General features: G+C 59.6%; 10 protein-coding genes, 2 tRNA genes and 5 rRNA genes. 10 read left to right on the top strand and 7 right to left on the bottom strand.

Annotated features, from left to right (window positions below):
- Nucleotides 1-61: 61 nt before the first annotated feature.
- Both ACSQ25_RS21130 and rrf (ACSQ25_RS21125) read left to right on the top strand, forming a co-directional pair.
- A 23S ribosomal RNA gene (locus ACSQ25_RS21130) occupies nucleotides 62-2937 on the top strand.
- 134 nt (nucleotides 2938-3071) lie between these two features.
- Nucleotides 3072-3184 (top strand): 5S ribosomal RNA (rrf, locus tag ACSQ25_RS21125).
- A 74-nt stretch (nucleotides 3185-3258) separates the two neighbouring features.
- Here the strand turns inward: rrf (ACSQ25_RS21125) and ACSQ25_RS21120 are convergent.
- Nucleotides 3259-3717 (bottom strand): MarR family winged helix-turn-helix transcriptional regulator, encoded by a 459-nt coding sequence (locus ACSQ25_RS21120; protein WP_436107621.1) that lies wholly within the window; start codon nucleotides 3715-3717, stop codon nucleotides 3259-3261.
- Nucleotides 3718-3903: 186 nt separating this feature from the next.
- Between ACSQ25_RS21120 and ACSQ25_RS21115 the strand changes: the two genes are divergently transcribed.
- The 7 genes from ACSQ25_RS21115 to rrf (ACSQ25_RS21085) all read left to right on the top strand — a co-directional run bounded on the left by ACSQ25_RS21115 (nucleotide 3904) and on the right by rrf (ACSQ25_RS21085) (nucleotide 13468).
- Nucleotides 3904-5547, top strand: a complete 1644-nt coding sequence (locus ACSQ25_RS21115) for a DUF418 domain-containing protein (protein ID WP_436107620.1) — start codon at nucleotides 3904-3906, stop codon at nucleotides 5545-5547.
- A 71-nt stretch (nucleotides 5548-5618) separates the two neighbouring features.
- A complete protein-coding gene (locus tag ACSQ25_RS21110; RefSeq protein ID WP_436107619.1) occupies nucleotides 5619-7901 on the top strand; it encodes a penicillin acylase family protein in 2283 nt (760 codons plus the stop codon).
- Nucleotides 7902-8319: 418 nt separating this feature from the next.
- Nucleotides 8320-9848 (top strand): 16S ribosomal RNA (locus ACSQ25_RS21105).
- Nucleotides 9849-9928: 80 nt separating this feature from the next.
- A tRNA-Ile gene (locus tag ACSQ25_RS21100) sits at nucleotides 9929-10005 on the top strand.
- Nucleotides 10006-10029: 24 nt separating this feature from the next.
- A tRNA-Ala gene (locus ACSQ25_RS21095) sits at nucleotides 10030-10105 on the top strand.
- Between the two features lie 224 nt (nucleotides 10106-10329).
- Nucleotides 10330-13221 (top strand): 23S ribosomal RNA (locus ACSQ25_RS21090).
- Between the two features lie 134 nt (nucleotides 13222-13355).
- Nucleotides 13356-13468: ribosomal RNA gene (rrf, locus tag ACSQ25_RS21085) — 5S ribosomal RNA — on the top strand.
- Together the 16S, 23S and 5S rRNA genes with 2 tRNA genes alongside form the textbook arrangement of a ribosomal RNA operon.
- Before the next feature lie 107 nt (nucleotides 13469-13575).
- Here rrf (ACSQ25_RS21085) and ACSQ25_RS21080 read toward each other — a convergent pair.
- From ACSQ25_RS21080 to ACSQ25_RS21055, 6 genes are all read right to left on the bottom strand, one after another.
- Nucleotides 13576-13917, bottom strand: a complete 342-nt coding sequence (locus ACSQ25_RS21080; RefSeq protein WP_436107618.1) for a DUF1840 domain-containing protein — start codon at nucleotides 13915-13917, stop codon at nucleotides 13576-13578.
- A gap of 73 nt (nucleotides 13918-13990) precedes the next feature.
- Entirely contained in the window at nucleotides 13991-15544 is a 1554-nt protein-coding gene (locus tag ACSQ25_RS21075) for a putative ABC transporter permease subunit (protein WP_436107617.1), read from the bottom strand.
- Nucleotides 15541-16278, bottom strand: coding sequence for an ABC transporter ATP-binding protein (locus tag ACSQ25_RS21070; protein ID WP_436107616.1), 738 nt, complete (start codon nucleotides 16276-16278; stop codon nucleotides 15541-15543). The genes ACSQ25_RS21075 and ACSQ25_RS21070 overlap by 4 nt, the downstream gene beginning before the upstream one ends.
- A complete protein-coding gene (locus ACSQ25_RS21065) occupies nucleotides 16275-16775 on the bottom strand; it encodes a hypothetical protein (RefSeq protein ID WP_436107615.1) in 501 nt (166 codons plus the stop codon). Before ACSQ25_RS21065 ends, ACSQ25_RS21070 begins: the two co-directional genes overlap by 4 nt.
- 65 nt (nucleotides 16776-16840) lie before the next feature.
- A complete protein-coding gene (locus ACSQ25_RS21060; RefSeq protein ID WP_436107614.1) occupies nucleotides 16841-18358 on the bottom strand; it encodes a YifB family Mg chelatase-like AAA ATPase in 1518 nt (505 codons plus the stop codon).
- A gap of 91 nt (nucleotides 18359-18449) precedes the next feature.
- Nucleotides 18450-18962, bottom strand: coding sequence for an adenine phosphoribosyltransferase (locus ACSQ25_RS21055; RefSeq protein ID WP_436107613.1), 513 nt, complete (start codon nucleotides 18960-18962; stop codon nucleotides 18450-18452).
- A gap of 229 nt (nucleotides 18963-19191) precedes the next feature.
- Between ACSQ25_RS21055 and ACSQ25_RS21050 the strand changes: the two genes are divergently transcribed.
- Nucleotides 19192-20127, top strand: coding sequence for an ABC transporter ATP-binding protein (locus ACSQ25_RS21050; protein ID WP_436107612.1), 936 nt, complete (start codon nucleotides 19192-19194; stop codon nucleotides 20125-20127).
- The last annotated feature ends 9 nt before the right edge of the window (nucleotides 20128-20136 follow it).

Here is a 20136-nt window from a genome sequence, read left to right as displayed (position 1 = left end):
AACGAGCTGTACTCTTGATTTCTATGACGATCCCTGTTGTCAGCAGGGGCCAACGTTATAGGGACAAGCGAATAAGTGCACATGGTGGATGCCTTGGCGATTACAGGCGATGAAGGACGTAGTAGCTTGCGATAAGCTGCGGGGAGTGAGCAAACACACTTTGATCCGCAGATTTCCGAATGGGGAAACCCGGCCTTTTAGGTCATTGCATGCTGAATACATAGGTATGCAAAGCGAACGCGGCGAACTGAAACATCTAAGTAGCTGCAGGAAAAGAAATCAACCGAGATTCCCAAAGTAGTGGCGAGCGAAATGGGATGAGCCTGTACGTGATAGTCGATTGGATAGTGGAACAACCTGGAAATGTTGGCCATAGCGGGTGATAGCCCCGTACACGAAATCCAAACGGTGGTACTAAGCGTACGACAAGTAGGGCGGGACACGAGAAATCCTGTCTGAACATGGGGGGACCATCCTCCAAGGCTAAATACTCGTAATCGACCGATAGTGAACCAGTACCGTGAGGGAAAGGCGAAAAGAACCCCGGGAGGGGAGTGAAATAGATCCTGAAACCGTGTGCATACAAACAGTCGGAGCCTCTTTATGGGGTGACGGCGTACCTTTTGTATAATGGGTCAGCGACTTACATTCAGTGGCGAGGTTAACCGAATAGGGGAGCCGTAGAGAAATCGAGTCCGAACAGGGCGACAGTCGCTGGGTGTAGACCCGAAACCAAGTGATCTACCCATGGCCAGGATGAAGGTGCGGTAACACGCCCTGGAGGTCCGAACCCACTAATGTTGAAAAATTAGGGGATGAGCTGTGGGTAGGGGTGAAAGGCTAAACAAACTTGGAAATAGCTGGTTCTCTCCGAAAACTATTTAGGTAGTGCCTCAAGTATCACCATCGGGGGTAGAGCACTGTTATGGCTAGGGGGTCATTGCGACTTACCAAACCATTGCAAACTCCGAATACCGATGAGTGCGAGCTTGGGAGACAGACGTCGGGTGCTAACGTCCGGCGTCAAGAGGGAAACAACCCAGACCGCCAGCTAAGGTCCCAAAGATTGGCTAAGTGGAAAACGAAGTGGGAAGGCTAAAACAGTCAGGATGTTGGCTTAGAAGCAGCCACCATTTAAAGAAAGCGTAATAGCTCACTGATCGAGTCGTCCTGCGCGGAAGATGTAACGGGGCTAAGCCAGTCACCGAAGCTGCGGATATCTAGCAATAGATATGGTAGGAGAGCGTTCTGTAAGCCTGCGAAGGTGTCTTGTGAAGGATGCTGGAGGTATCAGAAGTGCGAATGCTGACATGAGTAGCGATAATGCGGGTGAAAAGCCCGCACGCCGTAAGCCCAAGGTTTCCTGTTCAACGTTCATCGGAGCAGGGTGAGTCGGCCCCTAAGGCGAGGCAGAGATGCGTAGCTGATGGGAAGCAGGTTAATATTCCTGCACCGTCGTATGATGCGATGGGGGGACGGATCGCGGAAGGTTGTCTAACTGTTGGAATAGTTAGTTTCTGCTTCATAGAAGGTGCTTAGGCAAATCCGGGCACGTAATTCAAGGGAGTGGGACGAGCGGCCTTGTGCTGCGAAGCAATCGGAAGTGGTTCCAAGAAAAGCCTCTAAGCTTCAGTCATACGAGACCGTACCGCAAACCGACACAGGTGGGCGAGATGAGTATTCTAAGGCGCTTGAGAGAACTCGGGAGAAGGAACTCGGCAAATTGGTACCGTAACTTCGGGATAAGGTACGCCCCGGTAGCTTGACCACTTTACTGTGGAAGGGTGAAAGGGTTGCAATAAACTGGTGGCTGCGACTGTTTAATAAAAACACAGCACTCTGCAAACACGAAAGTGGACGTATAGGGTGTGACGCCTGCCCGGTGCTGGAAGATTAAATGATGGGGTGCAAGCTCTTGATTGAAGTCCCAGTAAACGGCGGCCGTAACTATAACGGTCCTAAGGTAGCGAAATTCCTTGTCGGGTAAGTTCCGACCTGCACGAATGGCGTAACGATGGCCACACTGTCTCCTCCCGAGACTCAGCGAAGTTGAAATGTTTGTGATGATGCAATCTACCCGCGGCTAGACGGAAAGACCCCATGAACCTTTACTGTAGCTTTGCATTGGACTTTGAACCAATCTGTGTAGGATAGGTGGGAGGCTTTGAAGCGGGGACGCCAGTTCTCGTGGAGCCATCCTTGAAATACCACCCTGGTTTGTTTGAGGTTCTAACCTTGGTCCGTTATCCGGATCGGGGACAGTGCATGGTAGGCAGTTTGACTGGGGCGGTCTCCTCCTAAAGTGTAACGGAGGAGTTCGAAGGTACGCTAGGTACGGTCGGACATCGTGCTAATAGTGCAATGGCATAAGCGTGCTTAACTGCGAGACCGACAAGTCGAGCAGGTACGAAAGTAGGACATAGTGATCCGGTGGTTCTGTATGGAAGGGCCATCGCTCAACGGATAAAAGGTACTCTGGGGATAACAGGCTGATTCCTCCCAAGAGTTCATATCGACGGGGGAGTTTGGCACCTCGATGTCGGCTCATCACATCCTGGGGCTGTAGCCGGTCCCAAGGGTATGGCTGTTCGCCATTTAAAGTGGTACGTGAGCTGGGTTTAAAACGTCGTGAGACAGTTTGGTCCCTATCTGCCGTGGGCGTTGGAAATTTGAAGGGGGCTGCTCCTAGTACGAGAGGACCGGAGTGGACGAACCTCTGGTGTACCGGTTGTCACGCCAGTGGCATTGCCGGGTAGCTAAGTTCGGAAGAGATAACCGCTGAAAGCATCTAAGCGGGAAACTTGCCTTGAGATGAGATTTCCCGGAGCCTTGAGCTCCTTGAAGGGTCGTTCGAGACCAGGACGTTGATAGGCTGGGTGTGGAAGTGCAGTAATGCATTAAGCTAACCAGTACTAATTGCCCGTACGGCTTGTCCCTATAACCTTGGTAGGCTATAGATCAAGTCAAGAATACAGCTGCAGTTTGTTGATACTGCTACCCCAAGAATAAAAAGAAACTTACTTCTTCCCGGATTGTGGATGGCTCGCAAGAGACGTCCAGACAAGTCAAAGCCTGATGACCATAGCAAGTCGGTCCCACCCCTTCCCATCCCGAACAGGACCGTGAAACGACTTTGCGCCGATGATAGTGCTGCAACCAGTGTGAAAGTAGGTTATCGTCAGGCTAGTTATATGAAAAACCCCACCAGGTGATCCTGGTGGGGTTTTTTGCGTTTGTGCGTTCGGATTTAATAAGGGTTTACACCCCGGCGCTATCGTTCAGGTTCTTGCGCAAGCTGACCAGCTGGTCGCGCAGGCTGGTGATCTCTTCGACCGAGCATTTGCTGGCGCACAGGATCTCAGGCATCAGGGCCGCAGCATCCTTGCGCAAGGACTGGCCCTGCTCGGTAAGCGTGACGATGACCTGCCGCTCATCAGCGCGGGCACGCGCCCGCTGCACCAGGCCCTGCGCTTCCATGCGCTTCAGGAGCGGCGTCAGCGTAGCCGAGTCGAGGAACAGGCGCTCGCCGATATCCGATACCGTCAGCTGGTCCTGCTCCCACAACACCATCATCACCAGGTATTGCGGATAGGTCAGCCCGAGTTTCGGCAGCAGGCCGCGGTAAACACGCATCATCGCCAATGAGGTCGAGTACAGGGCAAAGCACAGCTGGGTGTCCAGGACAGGCGCGGACGAGGGGGAGGCAGGAGTCTTCATCGGTCCAATATAGATCGCACACTAGCTAATTGCAAGCGATGCCATGCAGCGACATCTTCATGCAAGATTAATAACGCCCCTGATAAATACATCCTGTCACCGCTTTCCGGCATTTCGTCGCATAGAGCCGGTCGCCCACGAGCCGCTGGAATACGATCACCTGATCAAAACCAGAAGGAGATGGCGATGGACCAGCCACAAGTACCGGCGGCATTGACGCCAGTCGCAAGTAACGAACGCATACAGGCGCTCGACGTCGTACGCGGCTTTGCCCTCATCGGCATCCTGTTGATGAACGTCGAATTCTTCAACCGCGCCACCGCCGCCATCGGTTCAGGCATGCAGACCGGCCTCAGCGGCGCCAACTTCTGGGTCAGCTACTTCGTCCAGTATTTCGTCGTCGGTAAATTCTGGACCATCTTCTCGCTCCTGTTCGGCATGGGCTTTGCCGTCATGCTCACCAGGGCAGAGCGCGCCGGCCGCAGCTTCCTGGTTCCCTATATGCGCCGGATTGCTGCCCTGGCCGTATTCGGCGCCTTGCACCATATCTTCTTTTTCTCCGGCGACATCCTGTTCAGTTATGCGGTCGCTGCGAGCGCACTGCTGATTGTCCTGTATGGACGGGCCAAGTGGATCCTGCTTGCGATTGTCCTGTGCATCGGCGGCGGTTTCATTCCCGGCATGGACTGGATGTTCGGCACTGCCGGTGGCCTGGCCTACTTCGGCTTCGTCGCCTGGTGGCTGCGCGGCGAACAGCGCATGTGGTATTTCGGGAAACCGCTCGCGGTGTCCTTCGTGTTCATGCTGGCCGGGACGCTCGGCTTGATCGGCGGCGCTGTATGCTGGTTCCTGCCGGATATGCCGCCGCCGGCTCGCTTCGGCCTGCCGCTCGCCGGTGCGGCACTCGTGACGCTCGGCCTCCTTACCAGGAATTACCATGCCGACCGGCCGGCACGTTCGTGGCGCATCGGCGTGGGCCTGTACTGCTTCTCGTTCTTCATGATGACGGGTGCGGGCGCGTCGATGTACTTCTTCCCGGAGAAGCCGCCAGTCGTGGCAACGAAGGAGCAGGCGGAAAAGCAGAAGAAACAGGCTGCCGAACGCGCCAAGAACCTGAAGGAACGCGAAGAGCGGATCAAGAAGGAAACCGAGGTGCTCACCAAGGGAAGCTTCGCTGACGCAGCCAGCTTGCGCGCCAAAAACTTCGTCGAAGATGCACCCGGCCAGGTTGGCTTTGCCACCATCCTGATCGCCATGTTCCTGATCGGTACCTGGTTCGTCCGCTCCGGCATCATGGAGAAGGCGCAGGCCCACCTGCCGCTGTTCCGCAAGCTGGCCATGTTCGGCCTCCCGATCGGCATCGGCATGGGCCTGCTCGGCTCCACCATCGCCATGCATGCGATTCCGGGTTCGCGCGGCGCCGACGGCTTCCAGCTGGCCTCCGGCCTGCAGATGCTGGGTAACCTCCCGGCCTCGCTCGGCTATGTCAGCCTGGTGATCGTGATGCTGTACAGCGCTTCGCCCCTGAACAAGGTGAGCGTGCTGGCACCCTTCGGCCGCATGGCCCTGACCAACTACCTGACGCAGTCGGTGGTCGCCTCCACCTTCTTCTTCGGCTACGGCTTCGGCAACTGGGGCATCTCGCGTGTCGACCAGATGCTGTTCGTCGTAGCGCTCGCGGCGGTGCAGATCGTGTTCAGCCATGGTTGGCTGTCGCGCTTCCGTTACGGTCCGATGGAATGGCTGTGGCGTGCCATCACCTACTGGCAGATCCCGCCGATGCGTATCGGTGCACCGGCAGCCGCGACCGTGGTGGTGAAGGCGGCGTGAGGGGGCTGCATGGTATCTGCGCGGCGCTGTTAGTGTGCGTTGCGCTACCGGCGGCCGCACAGCCGGTAAAAGTGGTTGGCCTTTCCCAGCCGGCCCGTATCCTGGTCGACCGCTGGGGCGTCCCGCACATCTACGCCGCCAGCCAGGATGACGTCTTCTTCGTCCAGGGCTTCAACGCTGCGCGCGACCGCCTGTTCCAGATCGACTTGTGGCGCCGCCGCGGGCTGGGCGAGCTGGCGTCGGTGTTCGGCCCTGCGTACGTGGACCAGGACCGGGCGGCGCGCCTGTTCCTGTACCGCGGCAGCATGGAACCGGAATGGGCCGCCTACGGCAAGGATGCACAACGGACCAGCGCGCGTTTCGTCGCCGGCATCAACGCCTACATCGACACCATCGCGCGCAAACCGGAGCTGCTGCCCTTCGAATTCCGCCGGCTCGGTTACCAGCCGGCGAAGTGGCGTCCGGAAGACGTGGTGCGCATTCGCAGCCACGGACTCACCCGCAACCTGACCCAGGAGTTCGCCCGCTCGCGCGTGGTCTGCCGTGCCGGCCTGGCGGCGGACGCGGTGCGCGCCCAGCTGTCGCCGGCCTGGACTACCCGCATTCCCGAGGGACTGGATCCCTGCCTGCCTGAGGACGCACTCGATGTCTTCACACTGGCGACCGATAACGTGCGCTTCGACCGCCAGGCGCTGCAGGCATCGCGCGCGGCGCCGAACGAGGAAACGCTCGAGGGCAGCAACAACTGGGTGATTGCCCCGTCGCGTACGGCCACCGGGCGCCCGATCCTGGCAAACGATCCGCACCGTGCCTACGGGGCGCCGTCGCTGCGCTACATCGTGCACCTCAGCGCGCCCGGCCTCGACGTCATCGGCGCGGGCGAGCCCGCGCTGCCGGGGGTGTCGATCGGCCATAACGGCAAGGTCGCATTCGGGCTGACCATCTTCAGCATCGACCAGGAAGACTTGTACGTCTACGAGACCAATCCCGCCAACCCGCAGCAGTACCGCTACCAAGGCGCCTGGGAAGACTTCCGCGTGGTGCGCGAGAAGCTGGCGGTGCGCGGACGGCCCGCCAAGATGGTCGAACTGCGCTTCACCCGCCACGGCCCCGTGATTTACCTGGATGCCGGCAAGCGCCGGGCGCTCGCGGTCCGTACCGCGTGGACCGCGCCCGGCATGGCGCCTTACTTCGGCAGCATCGACTACATGAAGGCCCAGGACTTCACGCAGTTCCGGCGCGCGATGGAGCGCTGGGGCGCGCCCACCGAAAACCAGGTGTATGCAGACACGGCGGGGAACATCGGCTGGGTCGCCGGAGGCCTGGCACCCGTGCGGCCGAACTGGGACGGCCTGATGCCGGTACCAGGCGACGGGCGCTACGAATGGAAGGGCTTCCTCGACGGCGCGAAGCTGCCTTACGTATTGAATCCGAAGCAGGGCTGGTTCGCCTCGGCCAACGAAATGAACCTGCCGGCCGGCTTTCCGTACAAGGAGCACAAGCTCGGCTTCGAATGGCCCGACAATGCACGCGCACGGCGCATCGCGCAGGTGCTGTCCGCAACGCCGAAGGCGAGCATGGAAGACATGGAGCGCCTGCAGAACGACGTGGTATCCCTGAACGCGCGCAGGCTGGTGGCCCTGCTCAAGCCACTGTCCTCGCAGGACCGGAAAACCCAGACTGCGCTGCACCTGCTGTCGGCCTGGAACGGCGAGGAGGCGGCGACTTCGTCGGCCGCGGCGCTATACGAGGTATGGTGGTCGCGTCATCTCGGCAATGCATTCAAGGCGGCGGTACTGCCGCCTGCTGCGGTGGAAGCGATGGATGCACCGCATGCCAGCGTCCTGATCGAATCGCTGGAAAAGCCGGCCCAACGCTTCGGCGCCGACGCGGTCCGCAAGCGTAACGAAGTCCTCCTGCAGACGCTCCGACGTGCATGGGAAGAGATGGAGAGCCTGCAGGGGCCGGATCCCACGCGATGGCAATGGGGCAAGATGCACTTCAGCTACTTCGTTCATCCGATGGCGCCCATCCTCGACCGTGCCGGGCACGCGCGGGTCAATGTGGGACCGCTGCCAAGGGGAGGGGGAGCGTACACGGTCAATGTGTCGAGCTACCATCCCAACAGCTTCTGGCACGCGCATGGTCCATCGTTCCGGATGGTGCTCGACGTGGGGAACTGGGATAACTCCCGTGCGATCAATACCCCGGGACAGTCGGGCAACCCGGACAGTCCGCATTACCGCGACCTGGCCGCCGGCTGGGCAGAGGGCAAGTATTTCCCCTTGCTGTATTCGCGGGAGGCAGTCGAGAAGGCGGCCAGGGAGCGCATCGAGCTGCTTCCGACACATTGATGGCGAAGCCCTTGCAAGCTGGCGCCGGCTTTGTTATAGTTCGCCTCCGCTTCGGTTTGGGCAAAAAACGTTAACGTAATCAAGTGCTTACGGTAACGAGCTCAGCAGGAAAATCTGCAACGAAGCGAACGAGGGGTTGACGAGTTAAGCGAAACACTGCATAATCTCATTCCTCTGCTGCTGACGAACACAACGCTTCGCAGCGATAGCAAGAGACAGAACAACGGTTCTTTAACAATTAACAGTCGATAAGTGTGGGCGTTTGATGAAGGTGCCGCTGACTTCGGTCAGTGAATACTTAAATTATCAAATGTTCACAAAAGTATTAACGTTGCTCAGCAATGAGCGACGGTCAGTATCTTGAGTGAGCGACCCCTGAGAAATCAGGGTGACACGAAAGTGTCAACAAACAGAGATTGAACTGAAGAGTTTGATCCTGGCTCAGATTGAACGCTGGCGGCATGCTTTACACATGCAAGTCGAACGGCAGCGCGGGGCAACCTGGCGGCGAGTGGCGAACGGGTGAGTAATATATCGGAACGTACCCAGAAGTGGGGGATAACGTAGCGAAAGTTACGCTAATACCGCATACGATCTACGGATGAAAGTGGGGGACCTTCGGGCCTCATGCTTTTGGAGCGGCCGATATCTGATTAGCTAGTTGGTAGGGTAAAGGCCTACCAAGGCGACGATCAGTAGCTGGTCTGAGAGGACGACCAGCCACACTGGAACTGAGACACGGTCCAGACTCCTACGGGAGGCAGCAGTGGGGAATTTTGGACAATGGGCGCAAGCCTGATCCAGCAATGCCGCGTGAGTGAAGAAGGCCTTCGGGTTGTAAAGCTCTTTTGTCAGGGAAGAAACGGCTGGGGCTAATATCCTCGGCTAATGACGGTACCTGAAGAATAAGCACCGGCTAACTACGTGCCAGCAGCCGCGGTAATACGTAGGGTGCAAGCGTTAATCGGAATTACTGGGCGTAAAGCGTGCGCAGGCGGTTTTGTAAGTCTGTCGTGAAAGCCCCGGGCTCAACCTGGGAATTGCGATGGAGACTGCAAGGCTTGAATCTGGCAGAGGGGGGTAGAATTCCACGTGTAGCAGTGAAATGCGTAGAGATGTGGAGGAACACCGATGGCGAAGGCAGCCCCCTGGGTCAAGATTGACGCTCATGCACGAAAGCGTGGGGAGCAAACAGGATTAGATACCCTGGTAGTCCACGCCCTAAACGATGTCTACTAGTTGTCGGGTTTTAATTAACTTGGTAACGCAGCTAACGCGTGAAGTAGACCGCCTGGGGAGTACGGTCGCAAGATTAAAACTCAAAGGAATTGACGGGGACCCGCACAAGCGGTGGATGATGTGGATTAATTCGATGCAACGCGAAAAACCTTACCTACCCTTGACATGGAAGGAATCCTGGAGAGATCCGGGAGTGCCCGAAAGGGAACCTTCACACAGGTGCTGCATGGCTGTCGTCAGCTCGTGTCGTGAGATGTTGGGTTAAGTCCCGCAACGAGCGCAACCCTTGTCATTAGTTGCTACGCAAGAGCACTCTAATGAGACTGCCGGTGACAAACCGGAGGAAGGTGGGGATGACGTCAAGTCCTCATGGCCCTTATGGGTAGGGCTTCACACGTCATACAATGGTACATACAGAGGGCCGCCAACCCGCGAGGGGGAGCTAATCCCAGAAAGTGTATCGTAGTCCGGATTGTAGTCTGCAACTCGACTACATGAAGTTGGAATCGCTAGTAATCGCGGATCAGCATGTCGCGGTGAATACGTTCCCGGGTCTTGTACACACCGCCCGTCACACCATGGGAGCGGGTTTTACCAGAAGTAGGTAGCTTAACCGCAAGGAGGGCGCTTACCACGGTAGGATTCGTGACTGGGGTGAAGTCGTAACAAGGTAGCCGTATCGGAAGGTGCGGCTGGATCACCTCCTTTCTAGAGTAGCACCGGAGCTAGTCTCCACATCAAGCGTCCACGCTTATCGGCTGTTAGTAAAGAGAACAACAGTGTATGTCGGGGCTGTAGCTCAGCTGGTTAGAGCACCGTGTTGATAACGCGGGGGTCGTTGGTTCGAGTCCAACCAGCCCTACCAAGTTATCGTCGTCGGGATTAGTCTGGGGGATTAGCTCAGCTGGGAGAGCACCTGCTTTGCAAGCAGGGGGTCGTCGGTTCGATCCCGTCATCCTCCACCATTACCTGGTTCTGAAAGCACAAACGTAAGCATAGATGCTTAGGTTTGGTCTTTTCGAGATCACTGTTTTTTCGTTCTTTAACAATCTGGAAGAAGTAAAGTTTTTTTAAGCGTGCATGTAAAAATGCACACTTAGGGTAGTAATCAAGTATCAACAAACATGCAACGAGCTGTACTCTTGATTTCTATGACGATCCCTGTTGTCAGCAGGGGCCAACGTTATAGGGACAAGCGAATAAGTGCACATGGTGGATGCCTTGGCGATTACAGGCGATGAAGGACGTAGTAGCTTGCGATAAGCTGCGGGGAGTGAGCAAACACACTTTGATCCGCAGATTTCCGAATGGGGAAACCCGGCCTTTTAGGTCATTGCATGCTGAATACATAGGTATGCAAAGCGAACGCGGCGAACTGAAACATCTAAGTAGCTGCAGGAAAAGAAATCAACCGAGATTCCCAAAGTAGTGGCGAGCGAAATGGGATGAGCCTGTACGTGATAGTCGATTGGATAGTGGAACAACCTGGAAATGTTGGCCATAGCGGGTGATAGCCCCGTACACGAAATCCAAACGGTGATACTAAGCGTACGACAAGTAGGGCGGGACACGAGAAATCCTGTCTGAACATGGGGGGACCATCCTCCAAGGCTAAATACTCGTAATCGACCGATAGTGAACCAGTACCGTGAGGGAAAGGCGAAAAGAACCCCGGGAGGGGAGTGAAATAGATCCTGAAACCGTGTGCATACAAACAGTCGGAGCCTCTTTATGGGGTGACGGCGTACCTTTTGTATAATGGGTCAGCGACTTACATTCAGTGGCGAGGTTAACCGAATAGGGGAGCCGTAGAGAAATCGAGTCCGAACAGGGCGACAGTCGCTGGGTGTAGACCCGAAACCAAGTGATCTACCCATGGCCAGGATGAAGGTGCGGTAACACGCCCTGGAGGTCCGAACCCACTAATGTTGAAAAATTAGGGGATGAGCTGTGGGTAGGGGTGAAAGGCTAAACAAACTTGGAAATAGCTGGTTCTCTCCGAAAACTATTTAGGTAGTGCCTCAAGTATCACCATCGGGGGTAGAGCACTGTTATGGCTAGGGGGTCATTGCGACTTACCAAACCATTGCAAACTCCGAATACCGATGAGTGCGAGCTTGGGAGACAGACGTCGGGTGCTAACGTCCGGCGTCAAGAGGGAAACAACCCAGACCGCCAGCTAAGGTCCCAAAGATTGGCTAAGTGGAAAACGAAGTGGGAAGGCTAAAACAGTCAGGATGTTGGCTTAGAAGCAGCCACCATTTAAAGAAAGCGTAATAGCTCACTGATCGAGTCGTCCTGCGCGGAAGATGTAACGGGGCTAAGCCAGTCACCGAAGCTGCGGATATATTTCTCGTGATTTATCACTTGATCTATATGGTAGGAGAGCGTTCTGTAAGCCTGCGAAGGTGTCTTGTGAAGGATGCTGGAGGTATCAGAAGTGCGAATGCTGACATGAGTAGCGATAATGCGGGTGAAAAGCCCGCACGCCGTAAGCCCAAGGTTTCCTGTTCAACGTTCATCGGAGCAGGGTGAGTCGGCCCCTAAGGCGAGGCAGAGATGCGTAGCTGATGGGAAGCAGGTTAATATTCCTGCACCGTCGTATGATGCGATGGGGGGACGGATCGCGGAAGGTTGTCTAACTGTTGGAATAGTTAGTTTCTGCCTCATAGAAGGTGCTTAGGCAAATCCGGGCACGTAATTCAAGGGAGTGGGACGAGCGGCCTTGTGCTGCGAAGCAATCGGAAGTGGTTCCAAGAAAAGCCTCTAAGCTTCAGTCATACGAGACCGTACCGCAAACCGACACAGGTGGGCGAGATGAGTATTCTAAGGCGCTTGAGAGAACTCGGGAGAAGGAACTCGGCAAATTGGTACCGTAACTTCGGGATAAGGTACGCCCCGGTAGCTTGACCACTTTACTGTGGAAGGGTGAAAGGGTTGCAATAAACTGGTGGCTGCGACTGTTTAATAAAAACACAGCACTCTGCAAACACGAAAGTGGACGTATAGGGTGTGACGCCTGCCCGGTGCTGGAAGATTAAATGATGGGGTGCAAGCTCTTGATTGAAGTCCCAGTAAACGGCGGCCGTAACTATAACGGTCCTAAGGTAGCGAAATTCCTTGTCGGGTAAGTTCCGACCTGCACGAATGGCGTAACGATGGCCACACTGTCTCCTCCCGAGACTCAGCGAAGTTGAAATGTTTGTGATGATGCAATCTACCCGCGGCTAGACGGAAAGACCCCATGAACCTTTACTGTAGCTTTGCATTGGACTTTGAACCAATCTGTGTAGGATAGGTGGGAGGCTTTGAAGCGGGGACGCCAGTTCTCGTGGAGCCATCCTTGAAATACCACCCTGGTTTGTTTGAGGTTCTAACCTTGGTCCGTTATCCGGATCGGGGACAGTGCATGGTAGGCAGTTTGACTGGGGCGGTCTCCTCCTAAAGTGTAACGGAGGAGTTCGAAGGTACGCTAGGTACGGTCGGACATCGTGCTAATAGTGCAATGGCATAAGCGTGCTTAACTGCGAGACCGACAAGTCGAGCAGGTACGAAAGTAGGACATAGTGATCCGGTGGTTCTGTATGGAAGGGCCATCGCTCAACGGATAAAAGGTACTCTGGGGATAACAGGCTGATTCCTCCCAAGAGTTCATATCGACGGGGGAGTTTGGCACCTCGATGTCGGCTCATCACATCCTGGGGCTGTAGCCGGTCCCAAGGGTATGGCTGTTCGCCATTTAAAGTGGTACGTGAGCTGGGTTTAAAACGTCGTGAGACAGTTTGGTCCCTATCTGCCGTGGGCGTTGGAAATTTGAAGGGGGCTGCTCCTAGTACGAGAGGACCGGAGTGGACGAACCTCTGGTGTACCGGTTGTCACGCCAGTGGCATTGCCGGGTAGCTAAGTTCGGAAGAGATAACCGCTGAAAGCATCTAAGCGGGAAACTTGCCTTGAGATGAGATTTCCCGGAGCCTTGAGCTCCTTGAAGGGTCGTTCGAGACCAGGACGTTGATAGGCTGGGTGTGGAAGTGCAGTAATGCATTAAGCTAACCAGTACTAATTGCCCGTACGGCTTGTCCCTATAACCTTGGTAGGCTATAGATCAAGTCAAGAATACAGCTGCAGTTTGTTGATACTGCTACCCCAAGAATAAAAAGAAACTTACTTCTTCCCGGATTGTGGATGGCTCGCAAGAGACATCCAGACAAGTCAAAGCCTGATGACCATAGCAAGTCGGTCCCACCCCTTCCCATCCCGAACAGGACCGTGAAACGACTTTGCGCCGATGATAGTGCTGCAACCAGTGTGAAAGTAGGTTATCGTCAGGCTAGTTATAAGAAAAAGCCCGCAGAGTGATCTCTGCGGGCTTTTTTGCGTTGGTGCGTCAAGATGAGGCCCGGGCTTTCGCCCCGCTTGTTCCTGTCGAGCCAGGAGCTCAGACTCCCCACAGCACGTCGGTCTTCTGGTCCCGTGCCGAACGCAGCATTTCCAGAAGCGGATAGGCGCGCGTCGAGAAGGTCACGACCTCGATCGGCTCATGTTCGTTATCTTCGACTTCACCGTGATGCGCATGCACGTCACGCTCCACCTGTTCCGACACCTGGTGCTTGCGACTCTCTTCGATCTCGCCCTCGAGCAGCCTGACCGCACGCGGTGCTTCTTCCGCGGTGATGACCCCGCGCTCCGAATCCTTATGCAGAAGGTCCAGGATGCGCTTGGCATGTTCCTGGTACATCAGGACCTCTGGATAGGATTTGCATTTGAATGTAATCAACATAGCTGTGCCCATTGATTTGTTAGTGATTAAACGATAACACGACTTGGCAATGCTTTCATCCCGCGCACGCACTTCAATGCTGCGGCCGGCGCAAGAACCAGGACGCGCCGAGTGTGACGAGCACGGCAATCGCGGCACCCGAGGCACCCACCACGATCTTCTCCGAGGATCCACCTGTCGTGAGCGATGCAAGACACCAGCCCAGTCCTCCCCAGGACAGGCTGTTGAACATCTCGAGGATCGAGGTCAGGAAGTCGCTCTTGCCACGGGCGAGGTAATCGCTGCGCGAACCCGGGCGCCCGCACCAGTGCACGATGAGCGCGGCTGCGCACACTGCGCCGGTCACCGTGAAGCTCGTGACCAGGCCGGCAAGCGGCGCGCGCCCGACCAGCCAGGCGAGGGGAAGCAGCACCAGGGCCAGCGGCGGAAATACTGCCGCGGCAAGCTTGGCCATCCGAAGCATGCGCTCCGGCGCCGGCGCCAGACGCAACAGGTCCGGCGCATCCTCCGCCGACACGACGATCCAGGCCAGCGAAGCCGTCAAGGAGCTGCACAGCAGCGTGAGCCCGGCGGCGAGCGCAGGCAGCTGCACGTCGCTGCGCTTGAAGATGATGAAGAACAGCGGCAGCAGATAGATCAGCTGCAGCGCCACCTGCGAGATGAGCTGCGGGTCGCGGATGATCAGGCGCCACTCCTTGACCAGCACCGTCGTGAACAGGCTGCGCCCGAAGCGGTAACGCACGCCGCCGGCGGGATGGCGCGCCGTCCTGCTCGATGATGCCGCCTGCTGCAGGCCATGAACGAAGAAGCGATGCGTGCGCCCGGCAGTGAACACGAAGGCGCAGGCCGCAGCCGCGACGAAGCCGAGTACCGGCAGCGGTTCACCCAGCAGCGCGCGGCCCGGAAGCCAGACGGGACTGCCTGCGCCGAGCGGTCCATCCGCGGCGAAGGCTTGTGCGAAAGCCGCGGCCGCACGCGCTTCCATCGAGGACGAGAACTGCGCGAACAGCTGGGACAGGATGAAGATCAGCGCACCGGCGAGGGCGCCGATCACCTGCGCGACGATGCGGGTACGACGCGCGCCGATCAGCCGCACGAGGCCGAGCGTCATCAGCATGGCGGCGCAGGCGATGACCGTCGCCGTTCCCAGCAGGACGGGATAGACCGCGAGCCAGCGCAGGTGACCGAGCAGCGCGCCCGCGTGCGCGAATGGCGCCAGGAAGAACAGGTAGAGGGCGGCCGTGCCCGCAGCCACCGTGGCAAGGCGCACCGTGAAGATGCTGTACGAGGGCAGGGGCGAGGACAGTAGCAGGTCGAGGTCGCCCCGTTCGAACAGCACCAGCACGCTGGATTTCAGGGCACTGGACAGCATGAAAGTCATGCAGCCGAACAGCAGCGCGCTCAGTGCGACCAGCACCCGCGGGTCGCGCGTATCGATGCCAGCGGTACGCGAGACTACATAGAAGGCCAGCGCATGCAAGGCCAGCCACACCAGCCCGATGGTCGCGAGCCCGGCCATGCCCGGACGCCGCCGCGCTTTGCCGGGCTTGCCGGAGCCTGCGCTGTACCACAGCAGCCGCAGCTCGTGCAGGAACAGCCAGCGGATGCTGCCGGGTCGCAGGCTCATGGCTGCGCGGTCAGCTGCAGGAACACGTCCTCCAGGCTCGCGCCGCTGGTGCGTTCACGCAGCTCGTCCAGGGTACCCTCCGCGATCAGGCGCCCCGCGCGGATGATCCCGATGCGTTGGGCCAGGCGTTCCGCCACTTCGAGGATGTGGGTGGTGAGGATGACGGTGCCACCCTTGGCGACGTGCGACAGCAGCAGGTCCTTGACCTGACGCGCGGCGGCCGCATCGAGTCCGGTCAGCGGCTCGTCGAGGATCAGCAGCTCGGGCTCGTGGATCAGCGCACCGGCCAATGCCAGCTTCTGCTTCATCCCGCGCGAGAAGCCTTCCGTCAGTTCATGCGCATGCGGGCTGAGATCGAGCCAGTCCAGCAGTTCGCGTGCACGCGCCTCGGCCTGGCGCGCATCCACGCCCCACAGGCCGGCCACGAACTCGAGGTATTCGGTGGGCTTGAGCTTCCCGTACAACATGGGATCGTCCGGCAGATAGGCCAGCTTGCGCTTGGCCTCGAGCGGCGCCTGCGCCAGGTCGACCCCGAACACCTCGATGCGGCCCGCATCCGGCGCCACCAGGCCGGTCACCATGCGCAGCGTCGTGGTCTTGCCGGCGCCGTTGGGCCCGAGCAGGGCATACAGTTCGCCGCGGCGCACCAGCAGGTCCAGGCCGTCCACAGCCGGGCGGCCGAAGGACTTGGACAGGCCGCTCGTGCGCAGGGCCGGGACAGTCTCGATGATCATTGCGGCTTGAACGAGGACAGGAACTGCTCGGTATGCTCGGGCGGCATCGCGCCCGGCCTGCCTACCACGATCACCTGGTACATGCGGCTGCCTTTGGCATGGAAGCGTCCCACCAGGCGCACCGGGCGGCCGTTGCCCTTGCCGACTGCCTCGACGTCCAGCGCCGCCGCGCCCTTGTCAGCCGCGCTCTCGCCGGCCCCGATATTGCGCAGCAGCGCCAGGCGCATCGCGGGCAGGGTGGCCTGGGCCAGCGCAGCGTCCGGCGCCACCGCAGTGCCGACGGCAAAGGTCGTGCCCTCCACCTCGGCCGCGGTCATCGTCATGTCGACCTTGATGCCGCCCAGGTCGATGCTGCGCGTATGCGTGGCCGGCTTGGCGGGGAACAGCACGCTGAAGGCGCCGTCGCCGCTGCTGTAGTCGCGCCAGTTGTAGGTCGGCGAGCAGCCCGCCAGCACCGTGGCAGCGGCGAAAGCGGAGAAGAGTTGTTTGATGTGCATGCCACGATGGTAACAGGAGGCGTGGCCCGCGCCTACACCCGGCAGCCGCTACTGCCCGGTGCGCCTCAGTGTTCCGGGAGGGCGCGCCGGTACTGGACCGCTTCGGCAATATGCCCGGCCGCCACGTGCTCTGCCGCGTCCAGGTCGGCCACCGTGCGCGCCACCTTGAGCACGCGGTGATAGGCGCGCGCCGACCAGTGCAGCTGCTGCATCGCGGCGCGCAGCAGGCGCTCGCCGGCCGCATCAGGACGGCAGTAGCGGCCGATTTCACGCGGCGCCAGGCCCTGGTTCGGCTTGCCCTGGCGGGCCAGCTGCAGCGCATGGGCCTGCCCGACACGTGCCGCGATCGCGGCGCTGGTTTCGCCGTCGGCCTGGGCACCGATGCTATCCGCCGGCATGGCTGCCACCGTCAGCTGGATGTCGATGCGGTCGAGCAGCGGCCCGGAGATGCGGCCCTGGTAGCGCTGCGCCGCTTCCGGCGTGCAGCGGCACTTGCCGGAGACGTGGCCGAGCCAGCCGCAAGGGCAGGGGTTCATCGCCGCCACCAGCTGGAAGCGCGCCGGGAAGTCGGCCTGGTGCGCCGCGCGCGAGATCGTGATCCGGCCGGACTCGAGCGGCTCGCGCAGCACCTCCAGCACGCGCCGGTCGAATTCCGGCAGCTCGTCCAGGAACAGGACGCCGTGGTGCGCCAGCGATGCCTCGCCGGGGCGCGGCGGATTGCCGCCGCCGATCAGGGCCACGCCCGAGCTGGTGTGGTGCGGGCTGCGGAACGGACGCCGGCGCCAGCGCTGCGGAGAAAAGCTGCCGGCGATCGACTGCACCGCGGCCGACTCCAGCGCTTCGTCCTCGCTCATCGGCGGCAGCAGGCCGGGAAAGCGCGAGGCCAGCATGCTCTTGCCCGCGCCCGGCGGCCCCACCAGCAGGATCGAATGCGTACCCGCCGCGGCCACCTCCAGCGCGCGCTTGGCCGTCTGCTGTCCCTTCACTTCGGCGAAGTCCGGATAGTCGGGCGCGCCCGCCAGTGCCTGGCCCTGGTGGCGCGCCAGCCTCGTATTGCCTGTTCCAGGCGCGAAGTGGGCGCACACCTCGAGCAGGGTGCGCGCCGGGTAGATGGCGGCATCGGTCACCAGCGCCGCCTCGTCGGCATTTGCCAGCGGCAGGATGAAGGCCCGCGCGCCGCCTTCATGCTGGCGGTGCATCGCGAAGGTCATCGCCAGCGCGCCGCGGATGGGCCGCAGTTCGCCCGACAGCGACAGCTCGCCGGCGAATTCGAAGCGCCCCAGCTGCTCGCCCCCGATCTGCTGCGAGGCCGCCAGGATGCCGAGCGCGATCGGCAGGTCGAAGCGGCCGGACTCCTTCGGCAGGTCGGCCGGTGCCAGGTTGACCGTGATGCGGCGCGGCGGAATCGTGAAGCCGGAATTCTGCAGCGCCGCGCGCACGCGGTCCTTGGCTTCACGCACCTCGGCATCGGGCAGGCCGACGATGGTCATGCCGGGCAGGCCGTTGGCCAGGTGGACTTCGACGCTGACGGCGGGTGCATCCATCCCAGCGAGTGCGCGGCTGCGTAAGACGGCGAGGCTCATGGGCTTCCTGACGAGTGAGGACTCGCAGGATGGTGGCACCGGCGCGGAGATCGCTCCTTGAGCGTACCCAAGCCTGCGCCATGTCAGGCCCTCAGACCTCGCGCAGGCAGACCACCGGCATCGTCAGCGCGCGCTTGTCCTTGAAGAAAGCGATATCGAACAGGGCCGCCGCGCCGACCACCTCCTTCCCCAGCTGGCGGAGCAGGGACGCGGCCGCTTCGATGGTGCCGCCGGTGGCCAGCACGTCATCGACGATCAGGACGCGCTGGCCCTTGATGCGCTCCGGCTGGATTTCGATGGTCGCGCTGCCGTATTCGCGCCGGTAATCGATGCTGATCGCCTTGCCGGGCAATTTACCGGCCTTGCGCGCCATGGCGAAGCCGACCTTGCGCTCGTAGGCAAGGGCGCCGGCGATCATGAATCCGCGCGCGTCCATGGCGAGGATGAAGTCGAAGTGCAGGTCCTCGGTCCGCGCGTGCAGGGTGTCGATGGCAAGGCGCCAATGCTCAGGCGTATCAAAGATACAGCCGACGTCGATGAAACTGACGCCCGGTTCCGGGTAGTCCTGGAAGAATTCCAGCGGAACACTGTCGAAATCGTTCATGTGATTGTGGGTCGTGTGGGTAAGTGAAGATTATCGCCGGTTTGCGCAAAGACGGCATCTATGCACCCTGAATCAAAGCCGCTTTCCCCCAGCTGCGCGTACGACGAAAATACGTCGTTCATTCCCAGATTCCCACCGCCGGTCGCAAAAAATCTCGCATTGCTGTTCAATATCTGTACATTATCTGCACGGCAATACTTGCCAACAACAGATCCTGGAGAAACCGCAGATGCTATCGATCAAGCAGCTCAACAAGACCTACGCCAACGGCGTCAAGGCCATCAACGATGTCAGCCTCGAGATCCCCAACGGAATGTTCGGGCTGCTGGGCCCGAACGGCGCCGGCAAGTCCTCGCTGATGCGCACCATCGCCACGCTGCAGGATCCCGATAGCGGAAGCATCCATTTCAACGGCCTCGACGTCCTGAAGAACAAGGAAGGGCTGCGCCGCCAGCTCGGCTACCTGCCCCAGGACTTCGGCGTCTACCAGAAGGTCAGTGCGGAACGCCTGCTGACCCACTTCGCCGTCCTCAAGGGCCTGACCGGCAAGGGCGAGCGCAAGGAAGCCGTCGACGCGCTGCTGCAGCAGACCAACCTGTGGGATGCGCGCAAGCGCGCGCTCGGCACCTACTCGGGCGGCATGCGCCAGCGTTTCGGCATCGCCCAGGCGCTGCTCGGCGCGCCGCGCCTGGTGATCGTCGACGAGCCCACCGCCGGCCTCGATCCGGATGAGCGCAACCGCTTCCTGAACCTGCTGGCCAAGATCGGCGAACAGGTGGTCGTGATCCTGTCCACCCACATCGTGGAGGACGTCACCGACCTGTGTCCGCGCATGGCCATGATCGCCAAGGGCACGGTGCTGCTGCAGGGCGAGCCGCAGGCGGCCATCGACACGCTCAAGAGCCGTGTCTGGCGCCGCACCGTCAGCCAGGAAGAGTTGGCGGACTACCAGGCCCGCTTCAACGTGCTTTCCACCCGTCTGGTGGCGGGCCGGCCGCAGATCAACGTGTTCTCGGAGTCCCAGCCCGACGGCGGTTTCGTCTCGGTCGAACCGGACCTGGAAGACGTGTATTTCCTCCAGATCCGCAACGCCAGCCGCGCGGCCGCGGCGCCGGCCCAGGCGCCGGCAGCATCGGCCGGCGCCGCACCGACCGTCCCAGCCTAAGGAGCGGCC

Source organism: Massilia sp. LjRoot122 (assembly GCF_964252725.1).
Classification (GTDB): Bacteria; Pseudomonadota; Gammaproteobacteria; order Burkholderiales; family Burkholderiaceae_D; genus Telluria.
This window is presented reverse-complemented; position numbering and strand designations above follow the sequence as displayed.